19 protein-coding genes and 1 other annotated feature are annotated in these 14296 nt (G+C 35.2%); of the genes, 11 read left to right on the top strand and 8 right to left on the bottom strand.

Features of this window, described 5'->3' with window-relative positions; translation table 11 throughout:
• Nucleotides 1-108: 108 nt before the first annotated feature.
• Nucleotides 109-1569, top strand: a complete 1461-nt coding sequence (locus MHH37_RS08665; RefSeq protein WP_342575899.1) for an amidase — start codon at nt 109-111, stop codon at nt 1567-1569.
• Nucleotides 1570-1783: 214 nt separating this feature from the next.
• On the opposite strand, the gene MHH37_RS08660 is transcribed toward MHH37_RS08665, so the two are convergent.
• Both MHH37_RS08660 and MHH37_RS08655 read right to left on the bottom strand, forming a co-directional pair.
• On the bottom strand, nt 1784-2167 hold the full coding sequence (locus tag MHH37_RS08660) for a hypothetical protein (protein ID WP_342575898.1): 384 nt from the start codon (nt 2165-2167) through the stop codon (nt 1784-1786).
• A 28-nt stretch (nt 2168-2195) separates the two neighbouring features.
• Nucleotides 2196-2852, bottom strand: a complete 657-nt coding sequence (locus tag MHH37_RS08655) for an EcsC family protein (RefSeq protein WP_342575896.1) — start codon at nt 2850-2852, stop codon at nt 2196-2198.
• A gap of 208 nt (nt 2853-3060) precedes the next feature.
• Here MHH37_RS08655 and MHH37_RS08650 point away from each other — a divergent pair, with 208 nt between their 5' ends.
• The 4 genes from MHH37_RS08650 to MHH37_RS08635 all read left to right on the top strand — a co-directional run bounded on the left by MHH37_RS08650 (nt 3061) and on the right by MHH37_RS08635 (nt 5568).
• Nucleotides 3061-3525, top strand: coding sequence for a hypothetical protein (locus tag MHH37_RS08650; RefSeq protein WP_342575895.1), 465 nt, complete (start codon nt 3061-3063; stop codon nt 3523-3525).
• Nucleotides 3526-3543: 18 nt separating this feature from the next.
• Nucleotides 3544-3744, top strand: a complete 201-nt coding sequence (locus MHH37_RS08645) for an FxLYD domain-containing protein (protein ID WP_342576232.1) — start codon at nt 3544-3546, stop codon at nt 3742-3744.
• Between the two features lie 433 nt (nt 3745-4177).
• Nucleotides 4178-4741, top strand: coding sequence for a helix-turn-helix domain-containing protein (locus MHH37_RS08640; RefSeq protein ID WP_340797817.1), 564 nt, complete (start codon nt 4178-4180; stop codon nt 4739-4741).
• Entirely contained in the window at nt 4705-5568 is an 864-nt protein-coding gene (locus MHH37_RS08635; RefSeq protein ID WP_342576231.1) for an IS3 family transposase, read from the top strand. The genes MHH37_RS08640 and MHH37_RS08635 overlap by 37 nt, the downstream gene beginning before the upstream one ends.
• Before the next feature lie 148 nt (nt 5569-5716).
• Here MHH37_RS08635 and MHH37_RS08630 read toward each other — a convergent pair whose 3' ends face one another.
• Nucleotides 5717-6715 carry an MBL fold metallo-hydrolase gene (locus tag MHH37_RS08630; RefSeq protein ID WP_342575894.1) on the bottom strand — a complete coding sequence of 333 codons (999 nt, stop codon included), beginning with the start codon at nt 6713-6715 and terminating at the stop codon, nt 5717-5719.
• Between the two features lie 128 nt (nt 6716-6843).
• Nucleotides 6844-7055: a binding site (T-box leader), on the top strand.
• A 70-nt stretch (nt 7056-7125) separates the two neighbouring features.
• Here MHH37_RS08630 and proC point away from each other — a divergent pair.
• Nucleotides 7126-7932 carry a pyrroline-5-carboxylate reductase gene (gene proC, locus MHH37_RS08625; protein ID WP_342575893.1) on the top strand — a complete coding sequence of 269 codons (807 nt, stop codon included), beginning with the start codon at nt 7126-7128 and terminating at the stop codon, nt 7930-7932.
• A gap of 339 nt (nt 7933-8271) precedes the next feature.
• On the opposite strand, the gene MHH37_RS08620 is transcribed toward proC, so the two are convergent.
• The 4 genes from MHH37_RS08620 to MHH37_RS08605 form a co-directional block, all read right to left on the bottom strand.
• Nucleotides 8272-8514, bottom strand: a complete 243-nt coding sequence (locus MHH37_RS08620; protein WP_008407863.1) for a hypothetical protein — start codon at nt 8512-8514, stop codon at nt 8272-8274.
• Nucleotides 8515-8757: 243 nt separating this feature from the next.
• Entirely contained in the window at nt 8758-9141 is a 384-nt protein-coding gene (locus tag MHH37_RS08615; protein WP_342575892.1) for a pilus assembly protein PilB, read from the bottom strand.
• Between the two features lie 179 nt (nt 9142-9320).
• Nucleotides 9321-9695, bottom strand: coding sequence for a phosphoadenosine phosphosulfate sulfotransferase (locus MHH37_RS08610; RefSeq protein WP_251688250.1), 375 nt, complete (start codon nt 9693-9695; stop codon nt 9321-9323).
• Between the two features lie 319 nt (nt 9696-10014).
• Complete coding sequence (locus MHH37_RS08605; protein ID WP_342575891.1) at nt 10015-10665, bottom strand: DUF3885 domain-containing protein; 651 nt, start codon at nt 10663-10665, stop codon at nt 10015-10017.
• 357 nt (nt 10666-11022) lie between these two features.
• Between MHH37_RS08605 and MHH37_RS08600 the strand changes: the two genes are divergently transcribed.
• From MHH37_RS08600 to MHH37_RS08590, 3 genes are all read left to right on the top strand, one after another.
• Nucleotides 11023-11337 carry a metalloregulator ArsR/SmtB family transcription factor gene (locus MHH37_RS08600; RefSeq protein WP_008407867.1) on the top strand — a complete coding sequence of 105 codons (315 nt, stop codon included), beginning with the start codon at nt 11023-11025 and terminating at the stop codon, nt 11335-11337.
• Nucleotides 11338-11418: 81 nt separating this feature from the next.
• The gene (locus MHH37_RS08595) at nt 11419-11847 is read left to right on the top strand and encodes a DMT family transporter (RefSeq protein WP_342575890.1); all 429 of its coding nucleotides are present in this window, start codon (nt 11419-11421) and stop codon (nt 11845-11847) included.
• 11 nt (nt 11848-11858) lie between these two features.
• Nucleotides 11859-12323 carry a DMT family transporter gene (locus MHH37_RS08590; protein WP_342575889.1) on the top strand — a complete coding sequence of 155 codons (465 nt, stop codon included), beginning with the start codon at nt 11859-11861 and terminating at the stop codon, nt 12321-12323.
• Nucleotides 12324-12419: 96 nt separating this feature from the next.
• Here MHH37_RS08590 and MHH37_RS08585 read toward each other — a convergent pair whose 3' ends face one another.
• On the bottom strand, nt 12420-12707 hold the full coding sequence (locus tag MHH37_RS08585) for a 3-isopropylmalate dehydrogenase (RefSeq protein WP_342575888.1): 288 nt from the start codon (nt 12705-12707) through the stop codon (nt 12420-12422).
• A gap of 197 nt (nt 12708-12904) precedes the next feature.
• Between MHH37_RS08585 and MHH37_RS08580 the strand changes: the two genes are divergently transcribed.
• Both MHH37_RS08580 and MHH37_RS08575 read left to right on the top strand, forming a co-directional pair.
• Nucleotides 12905-13459 (top strand): nucleotidyltransferase family protein, encoded by a 555-nt coding sequence (locus MHH37_RS08580; protein ID WP_342575887.1) that lies wholly within the window; start codon nt 12905-12907, stop codon nt 13457-13459.
• Between the two features lie 257 nt (nt 13460-13716).
• Nucleotides 13717-14109 (top strand): cohesin, encoded by a 393-nt coding sequence (locus MHH37_RS08575; protein WP_342575886.1) that lies wholly within the window; start codon nt 13717-13719, stop codon nt 14107-14109.
• The last annotated feature ends 187 nt before the right edge of the window (nt 14110-14296 follow it).

The following is a 14296-nucleotide window of genomic DNA, read 5'->3' as shown; positions in this document are numbered from 1 at the left end:
ATGTCATAAATATTCTACGAAAGATATAATTATCCTTTCGGGTAATATTATTCTTTTTCAACTCTTAATACAATGAGACTGTATCAAACAAAACAATGAGGTGATTAGATGAACTTACACGAGTATGCAAATTATGATGGATTAGGTTTAGCTGAATTAGTTAAGACAGGGCAAGTAACACCAAAAGAGCTAGTAGATTTAGCATTAGAGGGAATTGACAAAGTAAACCCTCAATTAAATGGCGTCTGGCAAATTTTAAAAGAGCAAGCATATAAAGAAATTGAAGCTGGATTACCTGAAGGTGATTTCCAAGGGGTCCCTTTCTTAATTAAAGAGATATTGCTACATGCAAAAGATGTTACTACAAACTTCGGCAGCCGTTTTGCGGAAGGAGTAAGCTTTCCAGTAGATAGTTTTTTAATGGAATCATTCCGAAAAGCAGGCTTTGTGACAATCGGTACTACAAGCACACCTGAATGGGGCTACAATGCTACAACTGAGGGTGTGCTCTACGGTCCAACACATAACCCATGGGGATTAGGACATAGCTCGGGTGGTTCATCAGGTGGTGCAGCAGCGTCAGTTGCAAGTGGTATTGTTCCAATTGCACATGGTAATGACGGTGGCGGTTCTATTCGTATTCCAGCTGCAAATAGTGGTGTTATTGGCTTAAAACCAACTCGTGGTCGCGTAAGTGCTGGTCCATTTAATAGCGAGCCATTAGCTGGAAATGGCATTGAATTTGCTTTAACAAAATCAATTCGTGATACTGCCGCATTATTAGATGCGGTAAGTGTTGAACGTCCAGGCGAGTATTGCTACGCACCACGTCCAAAAGTTCCCTACAAAGAAGGTATTAAAAAGCCTGTAGGAAAGCTACGAATTTCTTATAGTACAAAAACAGCTTTAAATCACGAGCCAACTGATGAAGTGGTAGCAGCATTAAATAAAACAGTGGAATTACTACGTTCTTTGGGTCACGAGGTACTAGAAGATTATCCTGAATACGATGGCGAAGAGTTTTTGGCCGCTGTGAATGATATTTGGTCTGCATCTGTAGCAGGAATGATTGAGGCGGTCGCAGCAATGAAGGGTGAAGAGCCAACCGAAGATGTAATTGAAGCAGCGATCTGGGACTGTTACCAAGAAGGAAAAAATATGTCCGCATTACGATACAAAGCGGCAATTGAAATACAAGCAAAAGTTTCTCGTCAAGTAGGAGAATTCTTCACTAAATATGATGTAGCATTAAGTCCGACGATGGGATCTGAGCCAGTAAAGCACGATGTTCTAAATGCCAACAATCCTAATATTTCAGCTTTACAATTAACGCATCAAATGCTGGGACAAGTTGCACCTTATACTGCACTATACAATGCAACTGGACAACCGGCACTTTCATTACCATTACATTTAAGTAACAATAACTTACCAATTGGTATGCAATTTGCAGGGCGATATGGCGATGAAACAACGCTATTACAATTAGGGAAACAACTAGAAGAAGCCGTACCGTGGATTGATCGCAAACCAGCTATTCATGTTAGCCCATCAAACGTAACAGTATAATAAATATAAGCACTAACAATAGTAGTACAAACCAGAGCCAAGGTTTGTACTACTATTTTAAGTATGTATTACATTCCTAAACTATGCCTTTCATATTGTAAAATACAAATCAGCTTAACTAAAACACATAGATTTCTTACGAAAAGAAAATCAATTTATTTTAACCATCAGAAATCTTTATATTAACTACATAGTACTTACTTATTAATCAATCTTAAATAAGATTCATAATGTTTATGTAGAAATGGCGAAACTCTACATTAGTAAAATCATAAGGCTCATGTATAAATATCGAAATATTGACTGCATCATTATTTTTTCGCAGGTGTATTGCATTGGATGAACTATTTAGTCCGTATTGCAAACCTAGATTAACTAAATCTTCCTTTTTTATTTCCCCGAAATTATGATCCATGGCAATTGATAGGTATTGAGGGTTTGCATCTAGCTGCATCCAACGTTTTTTATTATTATTGTCCGATACGTAAGGTGAATATCTAATGTTACCTGATTTTAGAGTTCTTTCTTTATAAAGAATTGCTGGAAATTCTCTTTTTAAGACATCCATAAACTTTTCTCTAAGTTCATTACTCGTCATTATATTCCCCCATTAAATGAACATTACTCTACATATCTATTATAATTGTCCCATCATTATATGCACCTGATTTGAAGGTTTCTTTTGCCGCAAATGCAATAGTTTTAGTGCTCATTGCATCGAAACTTCCACCAATCACTCCGCCCAATAGAGGTACCATCTTGCCTAAATTCAATACACCTTTTTGTCCGAATTTTGTAACTAGCCTGAATCCCACAGCTCGATTAATACTATTGATTACCTCGCCTGGAATTCTTTTAATTTGTGCTTCCCCTACTTTTAAGCCTATTCTTACTCCAGCACCTTTAACCACTTCATTTACAGTTTGGCCTGTTAAGCAAGCATATACAAAAGTTTGTACTTGATCCTCCTTTAAATCGTACCCTCTCATATGTGCTATCGCTGCAATCATTCTCATTTGAACATACATTACGGATGCCAAATTTGCGGGAATAGCTACCGGCATAGTCACGATCCCACCTAGGCCCGTTATAAACCCTGATGTAGCACATTTTGTAACTTGGAAATTTACCAGGCTATTTATAGCTGCATCAACATTTGAATGTTTATTTAAAAAGTTATCCGCCAATTCATATGCTGAATCTGTACCTGGAATTCCATTTATCACTTTTTCGTATGTCCATTCTAATACTTTAACTATATTACTTTCAGTCAATGTCGCCATAAAATTCCCCACCTCAAAATATATTTCTTAGTTTATCGTACCTAAATATCACTATAAAAGATAGGTAATTTTAGGTTGTTTATGTAGAATTTTCTGTATAACCAACAAATAATCTTAATTTTATGAAAATTAAGATATAACTTTTAGACTATACTATAATCATTCGGTAATTATATTAATAAAAAGTATTATAACAGGAGGAAATTAAATGAAAAAACTTACTATATTAATGTTTAGTTTACTTATCATATTGACTGCATGTGGAGATTCAAAACAAACAATTTCACAAACTGCAGATAAAAAAAGTAAAACTGAAGAAAGTGCAAATACTGAAGAAAAAGCCAATGCAAAATTAGAAATTGAAGATTCAGGATCTACTGTATGGAGCGACTCTATTGACTCAATTTGGATCAATACAGCAGCCATTTTTAAAAATACAGGCGATATGCCGGTTGATATTGGTGAATCACAAATGAATTACAAAGGAAAAGACGGTAGTATTTTAGGGACTTCAACTATGATTTATGCCGTTCCTGAAATTGTTCAGGCTGGAGAATCAGCATTTATCTTAGAAGGTACAACACTCAATGAAGAAACATCACTAGATAATTATTCTGAAACAACATTTAATTTTAATTTTGAAGCAATTGAAGAAGATTCGAACTTAATGTAAGTTAGTGCAGTAAAATGGATTTCAAGTGACTACGAATATAGTGTTACAGGTATTGTGAAAAACCCTACAGATGTTGTGCAAGAAGATATACGACTAGCGGCCATTTTATATGATGCAAACGGTAAAATTTTAGGCGGAATATCAGGCAGTGTTAATGTAGGACTGGCTGCTGGCGAAATTTCTTTGACTTCTACATTTTCCTGTTTACGTACAAATTAGTCCATCCCATCGGACGGTTCTGACTCCTCCAGAACAGGTCAATTATATCCCATCCACATGTGGCCAAAAACGTCCCCTCAAAAAGATCTTATATCTTTTAAATAATTTAAAAAATATATATTGTTGCGTTAAAACGCAACCGGGTGGACTTTTCTTTGCGGTTTTATCAATCTGGCATTTAAAAATTATTATTTCACATAAATTGTCCCCTTCTTGGTTTTTGAAAGCCATATATAAGGCAAGGAAGGAACAAAGCAAATGGAGGCGGGAGCATGAATTTGGTAGTGAATGGTGTATATCATAACGTCAGTCAGTACAAATTGAAATCAACACTCAGTCAAAACTTTATAAAAAAACCTCCTAATTGGTTAGGAGGTTTGGTGCTGCACCCCAAAAGTTAGAGTTAAAAAACTAACTTTTGGGGTGTTTTTCTATGGTTAAATATAGCGAAGAATTCAAATTAATGGTGGTTAAAGACTACCTGAGTAGTTCATTAAGTTATCGAGTAACAGCTAGGAAACATGGCGTCGCTGAAGAATCTCAAGTAAGACGTTGGGTGCGTGCTTTTAAAGAATTTGGTCAAGGTAGCCTATCGATTAAGAAAAAGAAGCAGTTTTATTCTGTTCAATTTAAATTAGATATATTAAACTTTATGAAACAAACAGGTGCTTCTTATCTAGATACGGCGATTCAATTTAATATGAATAATCCAAGTTTAATCGCAAATTGGTACAGTAAATTTTTAAAAGAAGGGATAGAGGGCCTGCAAGAAAAAGCAAAGGGGCGCCCATCTATGTCTAAAAAATCAAAAACTACACAAAAGAAGCAAGAAAAAGAACTGTCACGTGAGGAACAGTTAGAGCGCGAAAATGAACTGCTTCGTTTGGAGGTTGCGTATTTAAAAAAGTTGAAGGCTTTTCGAGAGAATCCGGATGCCTTTCTCGAAAAGCACAAGCAGCGATTACCTTTGGACTCAAAGAAGAAGGATTCCGATTGATAGATATTTTAAAACGAGTGGACATTCCAGAAGCAACGTATCATTATCATATCAAACAAATGAATCAGGAAGATCCGGATAAAGCATGGAAAACATTGATTTTAGAGACGTTTGAGAAACATGAGGGTCGATATGGCTATCGCCGAATTCACGCAGAATTAAAGGCAGAAGGACACATAATCAACCATAAAAAAGTACAGCGAATCATGAATGAAATGAATTTGAAATGTGAGAAATTCGGGCGTAAATCTCGTTATAAATCTTATAAAGGAACTGTGGGTAAGGTCGCAAAGAATCGATTAAACAGACGTTTTATCACACCAAATGCCCTTCAAAAATTAGTAACAGACATAACCGAATTTAAGTGTACAGATGATGAAAAATTGTATCTAAGTCCCATCATGGATTTATTCAACGGTGAAATACTCGGTTTCAGTATGTCGAAACGCCCTACACTCGATTTCGTAATGGAGGCACTTGACCAAACACTTCCGATTATTCATGAGCAGGCGAATTATCGAACAACAATTCATTCGGATCAGGGGTGGCATTATCAACATAACAAATGGGTGAAAACATTAAAGAGAAACAAGATTTTCCAAAGCATGTCTCGTAAAGCAACATGTGCAGACAATGCGGCCATGGAGAACTTTTTTGGCATACTCAAACAGGAAATGTATTATGGGGAAGTATTGATTTCCTATGAAGCGTTACAGAAGAAAATTGAGAAGTACATCAGTTATTACAATAATGATCGAATTAAACAAAAACTGGCCGGCATGAGCCCGGTAAAATACCGAACTCATACCAGCCAATTAGCTGCATAATAAAAACTCTAACTTTAAGGGGTCACTACCTTTAAGCAACATATTCGACTAACGTTCTATGGAGGATGAACACTGTGCATTTAACTTTTTCCTGCTTTGAAGGAAGCAGCTAAATGTGTCAACATTGATAATTTATCTAAATCTGCTATTAGTAACCTGTTTTGTTTAACGATTTACTGCCTTCACTTGAAGCAAACCGGGATACATCACTTTTCTTATAATAATGAATCCCATCCCGCTCTTCAATCTCGACCATCCCTTGATCGACCAAGTAATCAAACTGCCCTAACGTTTCCGATAGTGTCAGTCCTAACTGCTGCTGGTAAATCCGTTCAAATAATTGAGTAGTCATTTCAAAGTTTGTCTGCGGTGTTTGAAGCAGACCGTATACTTTTAATGCACGTTGTCTTTGTTTTTCCAAGCGCTCATCGATGAGTGGTTCGATATTTGTCAGTTCCCCACCGTGCCCCGCGTACACTTTTGAAATCTCTAAATTTTTCAGGCGCTTGAGTGATTCATTATACTGCAGCAATGATTTAGGACGTTCCATCGATAAATCTAGTGGTGGCTCGATTAATGGATTCGATGATGTGCGTTCCAGCAGTAAATCTCCACCGATACATTCCCGAGTAGTCTCGTCGACAAAAATTAGATGGCTTTGTGCATGTCCGGGTGTTTCATATACTTTCAATCCAGGATGACCAGGCACTTCATCGCCCTCTTTTAAATAACCTGTCAGCGGAATCGTACCGAATAGCTCAATTTCCCCTTTTACATGTAAAATCCGGTTTACGTATTTTTCCGGTACTCCTTGCTCGATTAAAAGCTTTTTAAAAAACCGCTCATGATACTGCAGAAATTCCGGCTCTTTTTTCATCCAGTAATCAACATATTGATGCCCTAACAGTTCCGCGCCGGGAAATGCGTCGATCCAACCGGCATGGTCCGGATGATGATGTGTCAAAACGACTTGTTCCACGTCTTTCAGGTCATAACCTGCACTGTGTAAACCCCATTTGATTGCTTCATATGCTTCTTCCGTTTTCGGACCTGCATCGAATAATGTCAGTGCATCCCCCTTTACTAGAAAAGCATTTACATCTCCCACTGCATATGGTGTCGGTATAACAATTTTATGTACTTCCATATTTTAATCCCCTTTGAATAGCTCGTAATGAATGACTATTCATTTATTTTAACTCTTTTTTCTTCATTCGTCACGTCAAAGGTTGACAGTTTTTCAATACAGCACTATAATTTTGGATAATTCAAAATTTACAGGCAATGAAAAAGCCAAGTAGATTATTTTAAGGTTATAGAGAGTGCCGTCTTTGCTGAAATCGGCATAACCCGCTGGAATAATTGAACCTCCTTTTGAGCCGTTATGACAACATAACCGTACCCTTTGCGATAAAAAGGCTGAAGCTGCACACTTTATGTGTGAATAAAGGTGGTACCGCGGAAATCAATGCATTTTCGTCCTTACTTGTTTGTAGGGATGGAAATGCTTTTTTATGTTCCTTAAAGGATCGGATTTAAAAATCGGAGGGATACTTTATGCAAAAAATTATTTTTATTGGCGCAGGCTCGATGGCAGAAGCACTCATTCATGGATGGATTAAAAAGAATGTCATCAACCCGCATGCCCTGTTTATATCCAATCGGTCGAATAAAGAACGTCTAAACGAACTGGTGGAAAGCTATGATGTCAACCTATTGGAGGACCATACACACTTGCGGGATGCAGACCTCGTTATTTTAGCAATGAAACCGAAAGATGCGCGTGCTGCTATGGAAGTCATCGCTCCCCATCTAAGTGCTGATACTGCAATTTTATCGGTACTGGCTGGTGTCAGCATTGATACGATTGAAGAGCATCTCGGCAGCCGCCCAATCGCTCGTGTAATGCCGAACACCTCCGCAACAATCGGCATGTCTGCATCCGGCATTGCATTCAATAACCATGTAACAGACGTGAAGCGTGCGCTTTATATTCAAATGTTAGAAGCGATTGGCATTGTCATCGAAGTGGAGGAAGAAAAGCTTCATGCAGTTACAGCGCTCTCTGGAAGTGGTCCTGCCTATTTATATTATTTGGTTGAAGCATTTGAACAGGCTGGTGCTGAATTCGGTCTATCAAAGGAAATTGTACGGGAACTGATGGTACAGACGATTGCTGGTTCCGCGGAAATGCTGAAATCCGGTAATTTGGAACCTTCCCTACTGCGCAAAAAAGTAACAAGTCCAGGAGGAACGACTGAAGCCGGGATCAAAGCACTTGAATCGATGTCCTTTAACGAAGCGATTGTGAACTGTGTTCGAAGTGCCGAAAACCGTTCAAGGGAACTGGCGCGTGAGGAATAAAAAAACACCTACTAATAATTCGAATATAGGGTGAAAAGTATAATAAAATAAAACAGTACTTATATTTAGGGGATTTAAGTTTTGTTGTATATAACAAAAAGTTTTAATAAAACTAAAAAACATCCATTAAATCTTTATTGAGATAATGGATGTTTTTTAAAATTTTGGTCTTTACTTTACTTAATTCACTTTTCTCAAAGATTGTGGCTATGAAAAAAAGAAAAATGTCATTATTCAATATTCGTGCGCGATTGTTGAATATCGTTTTCTGTGTTTCCAAAATTTTATTTGGGAAAATATTTAAAAACTTTATACACCCTTGTGGAATATAAGCACAAGTTAGTTGGTTTGAGTGTTTGATACTCTAAATATCTTTTGAGATAGAGAATAAGCAACTGTGGCTGTTAACAATGCCAATAGTAATGGATTTGAGGCACTTCCAAATGATATTTCTCGATTTAAATCATTTGCAATTGAAGGGAGATTTGGAGTGTGAAAAGCTGTAAGTATCAAACCCGATAATATTTGAAATGCTAGAAATAATATTATGAAACTAATTATAAATACAGAAAACTTCTTCAAAATTTTCCACCTCCTTCGAAACTATTATTACATTTACGGATTAGAATTCAAAAAGTTTCGATAATTCCAAGCAAATATAACATAATCGTTCCAAAAGCGGCGTTTGGGAACCTTCTTAAAAGAATGTTATTCAACAATATGGCTCTTTAGCTGAAGAAGGCACATGTCTTTTCAAAAATTGCACCCGATGGTTGAATATTGAAAGAATGATAACCAACCTTCACTCATCCTTCTCTATATATTTTATTTCGCATCAGAATTGAATCGTATTAACGTTAAAATTGAGAATAATGGGAAAATCAAATATATAGACATAAAACCGCCAAGAGTAAAGAACCAAAGATCAATGCACCACACCAAAATTAAACCGATAACATTTGTTAGAACAAAAAAAAGTATTTTGTTTATTATTTTATTAGTTAAATAAATTTCAATAGGGACTACAAAGATAATAGTAAATAAATAGATTCCTAAATAGAGCAGTACAGCAAGCTGTATTTTCTCAGCTGTCGAAGGAGGCATTATTTCGGATCGGAATACTCCTTCGATAAATACGATACTTAATGTGGTAACTAATGTTACTATTATCGGGGCAAATAGCATCTTTGCAATAGAAATCTTTCTCATTCAAGTCACCTCTTTTTGTTATTATAATCCAGTCTTTAAGATGACAGCTAATCTTAATTTCTTTAGAGACATTGTTCAACAATGTGGCCCTATAACGGAAAAACGCGATTTTCTAATTGAAGAATCGCACCCAATTGTTGAAGATCAAGAATTGATTACTACTAAAATAGCTGTCCGAATTACTCTCCTGTTATGGTAATTGTTTCTGATTGATTGTTCCATTTTATTAATCCTACAATTTCCGAATCCTCACTTGGAGAGGTACAAGGACTGCACTCACTTATTCCCAATGACATGACCCCATCTGAACCTAATGCTCCTTTTCCAGAAGAAGAAACAACAGTGAACGAATATTCAATTTCTTTTGGAATTGGTTCTGTACCAATATATTTAATGTAACCAGTTTTTTTACTATCTTCACCCCTATGTTCATATTCAATTTGAACTCTCCAGTTTTCACCTTCCCCAGAAAATATAACGGTTTTCTGTCCACATGCAGATAGAAGAGAAATACCGAGCAAGATAACCAAAAAACCAACTTTCCCAAAATTCATATGTAGCTCCCCTTTCAAAAACGAATGGTTTACTTATTTCTCGAGACGTAAGAAGAAAATGCTCGTTTACTGATGAAAAATAAAGGGATGATTATTAGACCATAAATTATTTCATTATTAAAACCATTAGCAATTACAATGCAACCTAATACGGTTAACGCCATTATTTATTAGAATTTAGGTCATCCCCATTTGAATTTATATATATTTTAACAGTAATATCCTTTTTTAAAAAAGGAAGTTATTCAACAATATGGCCTATAACGGAAAAACGCGATCTTCTTATTGAAGAATCGCGCCCGATTATGGAATAAGAATATTAAGTAGTTAAACGAAAAGATAAAGGTTTTTCCTGCAATTCCCACCCACTAAATGTTTCAAGGAATTTTTCATGTAGTTCTTTATCTGCGCTTATTATTTCACACCCTCTATCATCGTATAAATGAAAAATACAATTAGTATTAACATTTATTAAAAAAACATCAGGTGCATAATAGCTATGTGCTTTTCTTAACCGAGGTTGTAGAGGATGGAAATCCTCATGAATTAATGTTTTCAAAAGCTGTTCTATCTTCAAATCAGAAGCTTTACAGAACAATGTCATTTGCTGAATAAGTAAATTATCTTCATCGAACTGCCATTGGAACTCATGTAAGTGCAAGAAATACTTTAATTTTTGTTCTTTTACATATCGTTTGAAAAAGTTAGGATAAACTACTTTGTTTGTTTCATGGGGGTATGAATTTACCACCACTAAGACGTCATCCATTTTCTTGAAAAGTATTGGAACAATTGCAGATACCTGTTCATAAATCGTATTAAACCTTTTCATGTTAAGGCGGTTATTGTCACCAAACTGATAAATGTCATTTCCTAATTCTAGATGTATACCGATATTCCATTGATGATAAAAATCTGGTGTTATAGAAAGGTCATTAAAATGTTTTTCCATAATTTCTTGTAGTTTCATAAATATCCATTTTCAGCTCCATTACTATTTTTGTTGAATTTAAATAAATTAATTATCATTGAATTTTAACATAAATATCAAACTTACTATTTAAACATTATTCCAGAAAATGACCTTAAAAAACGCGTCGCGCCTTATTGTTGAATAGTATAGGATATATCTCTTTCGAATCTTAATATTTATTAAAATGATCTTTCAAACCAAACACATTTACATCATTAAAAATGTAGTACTTTTTAATAGTTTTATTATAAATATTTAACCCTAGATAAGTTAAACTAGTGGGTACCTTTTCCTGGGAAATACTTCAATATCTCATCTTGACATATCGAAAATTCTAGATATATAATTACACGCATGGAACCTATTGATGTATTCAAAGCATTATCGAATGAAACAAGACTCAATATCCTCGAGTGGTTAAAGGAACCCGAGAAACATTTCCCAAAACAAGGCGCTCACCTACCAAAGGAGGTAAGTTACAAGGGTGGAGTATGTGTTGGGGATATTCAGGAAAAGGCCAAAATTTCTCAATCTACGGTTTCGAGCTACTTAAATATGATGCAAAAAGCTGGTTTACTTGAGTCGATTCGCCATGGACAATGGACATACTACAGACGTAATGAAGAATTTATTCAACAGTTAGCTGAATACTTTAAAACAGATATCTAATATTATTGATTTCTGTTTTTTTATCAATACTTATATCGATATTTCTAGATATATAATTATACCGAAAAGAGGATTTTATCTATGCGCTTTATATTTTATATATTTGCTTTTTTAGCTGGGGCAGCACTTAGCTTTGAAGGCGCGATCTATGCTGAACTAGGAAAAACAATCGGACAAATAGAAACAAGCTTTTATAACTTCTTTATGGGCTCTATTATCATGGGGCTATTGTGGCTCTTTTTTGGAAAAGGCAGGATTTCCTATACTTTGGAGGCACCTAAATGGGCATTACTTGGAGGTATCCTGGGTGTTGTTTATTTAACTTCCATCGTTGTAAGTGTCCCATTCGTCGGTGTTGGTATAACAATGGTTGCTGTCATCATCGGGCAATTAGTGATGAGCATGACGATCGAACATTTCGGATGGTTAGGTAGTAAGAAAAATAAGATTAATAAAGAAAAACTCTTTGCAGTTATTTCAATGATCATCGCACTTATATTAATAAATTAGGAGGTATGGCCATGGGATTATTTATGATTCTATTCACATTGATTGGCGGTATCACATTAAGCGCACAATCATCTATCAATGGTACATTTAGTCAAAAAGCCGGAACAATTGAAACAACATTTTTAACCTTCCTTACTGGGACAATGTTTTTGACCATATTTATTTTATTTTTTGGCAGCGGGAATCTAATAGGAATTTTAGAGGCACCAAAATGGCAATTAAGTGCAGCGTTTTTAGGTACGATGTATTTACTTTTGACAGTTATGGCAGTTCCACGAATTGGAGTGATCGCAACAAGTATTGCTGGTATAGCTGGTCAACTAGTAAGCGGAGTGATTATTGATCATTTTGGATGGTTTAATAGTTTAGTCATAGAATTAGATGTTAAACGAACATTTGCCTTATTCTTTATGTTTATCTCCCTATATTTTATCTATAAAGGGAATAAACGCACTACCGATGATCCTGTTGCATAAGAGAGTTTAATATTCTCTAAAAATAAACAATTTGAGGCAATCTTCTACTTATGAGGATTGCCTTTATAATAAACAGTAACTATTTCTGTATTCAGATTAAAAAATACTGGATAACTTTTTAATTATAGTAACTAAAATAGCAAGAAGAAATACAATAAGGCTATTTATTAGTAAATAGCCGGCAAGATTTAACCCGTAGAATATAGCAAAGGCATCATTAATAAATAATGTTAATGCAATGCCTAGTCCGCCAAATGCACCTGCCAGCAGTAATATTATTAATGCAGCAGAGTACAGACTTTTCTCTTTTTTGAAGACTATAAATCCAATAACATTTGCAATAATGATTAAAAAGATCATTAGTATGATGAAAAAATTACCCATTAAACTCCCCTCCATATACATACTTTACCAGTTTAACTGAAAACTTGTTAAGAATTTCCCATAATGAAATCAATCTGACTTCAAGTGCTTCTCTAAGGCAAAATATTCTCAGCATTAAGTTTGTATAAACTTCTATGAGGAATAGCAAGTTCAAAATACAAAGGATATAATAGCAGTAAAAAAGGAGATGATTACTTTTGGATTACGAATTAGAGTTAACGAACATTATAAAAACAGACCAACTTTTGATGTCAATTTTAAAAACCGTGCAAGAATTACAATTAAATGATTGCTGGGTCGCAGCGGGTGTTATTCGAAATAAAGTTTGGGATTACTTACATAATGTACAAACAGAAATAAATGATATTGATGTAATATATTTTGACGAGTTGAATAGTTCAATCGAGTCTGAAAAAGCATTAGAATCCAAGTTGCAAAAGAGTATGCCTCATCTACCCTGGTCTGTAAAAAACCAGGCCAGAATGCATTTTAAAAACAGATTTCCTCCCTATTCATCATCATTTGAAGGTGTTGCTCATTTCCCTGAAACACCTACAGCAGTAGCCGTTCGTTTAAATAACAATCAAATAGAAATCTTAGCTCCTTATGGTTTAAATGATTTATTCGTAGGACTAGTTAGACCTACGCCTCCATTTAATCAAGACTCCAAATTACATCCTATTTATTCAAATCGAGTACAAAGTAAAAATTGGGGTTCTATTTGGAATACCTTAAAAATTGATTCGGAATAAAGCGTCATTTGGCGGCCTTCAAAAAAAAGAATCCGTAAGTAATCTGAACATACCAATAGCAAAAACAACTAAGTTACATACAAGCGTCATAACGATACGAGCGCTGATCCTTTTGATAGAATCGCGCCAGACAATCAATTTTATTTTTATTCTTTTCATGACGTTCACTATCTAAAAACAAAAATATCACTAAAAATTTTGTCAATCATTTCTTGATATAATTCCATTCATCATCTCTCATATTAAGGAATGAGGAGATGATAACATTGTCAAATAAGAACAATAAAGAAAACAAGCAGGCAAGTAATGATCAATCGAAGCTAGGTACTCTTTACGAGATCGCGAAAGAATTTTCACCCATCCTTTCAACCGATGCTAAATCCAAAATCGAAGAAATTGCAAAAGAGTTCCTTCCTGCTGATCAAGCTAACCGAATGTCCAATGCATTTGCTTCAATGAAATCACAACCGAAAAGCCAGGAAGAAATTGCGAAAGAATTCCTCCCTACAAATGATCAAACAAATCGGATGTCCAATGCGTTTGCTCCGATGAAATCACAACAGAAGAGCCTAGAAGAGATTGCAAAGGAATTCCTCCCTACTAAAGACAAAACATTTAAGCATGATAATGGTGCGAATTTTGATAAGTAGAATACCTAAGTCTTGATAAATTTATTAGCAAAGCCTGTGAGATTTTTTTACGGGCTTCTTCACTTTAGATTAAAAAAATTTTAAAACTCAACCTTTTTTCAATAAAGATGGTATGGAACCCTTCTCTTCGGCTAAATGAATAATTGCTTAGAAAAAATGGCTACAAAAGTCGGCAAACAGATTATAT

It is taken from the genome of Solibacillus sp. FSL K6-1781 (assembly GCF_038630735.1).
In the GTDB taxonomy this organism is placed as follows: Bacteria; Bacillota; Bacilli; order Bacillales_A; family Planococcaceae; genus Solibacillus; species Solibacillus silvestris.
Note: the sequence above shows the minus strand (reverse complement) of the source record. Positions and strands in the feature narration are given on the sequence as shown.

What these genes read in the sequence shown, in the direction of transcription:
- MHH37_RS08665 (WP_342575899.1), top strand. Translation starts at nt 109, where the DNA reads ATGAACTTACACGAGTATGCAAATTATGATGGATTAGGTTTAGCTGAA.
- MHH37_RS08660 (WP_342575898.1), bottom strand. Translation starts at nt 2,167, where the DNA reads ATGACGAGTAATGAACTTAGAGAAAAGTTTATGGATGTCTTAAAAAGA.
- MHH37_RS08655 (WP_342575896.1), bottom strand. Translation starts at nt 2,852, where the DNA reads ATGGCGACATTGACTGAAAGTAATATAGTTAAAGTATTAGAATGGACA.
- MHH37_RS08650 (WP_342575895.1), top strand. Translation starts at nt 3,061, where the DNA reads ATGAAAAAACTTACTATATTAATGTTTAGTTTACTTATCATATTGACT.
- MHH37_RS08640 (WP_340797817.1), top strand. Translation starts at nt 4,178, where the DNA reads ATGGTTAAATATAGCGAAGAATTCAAATTAATGGTGGTTAAAGACTAC.
- MHH37_RS08630 (WP_342575894.1), bottom strand. Translation starts at nt 6,715, where the DNA reads ATGGAAGTACATAAAATTGTTATACCGACACCATATGCAGTGGGAGAT.
- proC (WP_342575893.1), top strand. Translation starts at nt 7,126, where the DNA reads ATGCAAAAAATTATTTTTATTGGCGCAGGCTCGATGGCAGAAGCACTC.
- MHH37_RS08615 (WP_342575892.1), bottom strand. Translation starts at nt 9,141, where the DNA reads ATGAGAAAGATTTCTATTGCAAAGATGCTATTTGCCCCGATAATAGTA.
- MHH37_RS08610 (WP_251688250.1), bottom strand. Translation starts at nt 9,695, where the DNA reads ATGAATTTTGGGAAAGTTGGTTTTTTGGTTATCTTGCTCGGTATTTCT.
- MHH37_RS08605 (WP_342575891.1), bottom strand. Translation starts at nt 10,665, where the DNA reads ATGAAACTACAAGAAATTATGGAAAAACATTTTAATGACCTTTCTATA.
- MHH37_RS08600 (WP_008407867.1), top strand. Translation starts at nt 11,023, where the DNA reads ATGGAACCTATTGATGTATTCAAAGCATTATCGAATGAAACAAGACTC.
- MHH37_RS08595 (WP_342575890.1), top strand. Translation starts at nt 11,419, where the DNA reads ATGCGCTTTATATTTTATATATTTGCTTTTTTAGCTGGGGCAGCACTT.
- MHH37_RS08590 (WP_342575889.1), top strand. Translation starts at nt 11,859, where the DNA reads ATGGGATTATTTATGATTCTATTCACATTGATTGGCGGTATCACATTA.
- MHH37_RS08585 (WP_342575888.1), bottom strand. Translation starts at nt 12,707, where the DNA reads ATGGGTAATTTTTTCATCATACTAATGATCTTTTTAATCATTATTGCA.
- MHH37_RS08575 (WP_342575886.1), top strand. Translation starts at nt 13,717, where the DNA reads ATGATAACATTGTCAAATAAGAACAATAAAGAAAACAAGCAGGCAAGT.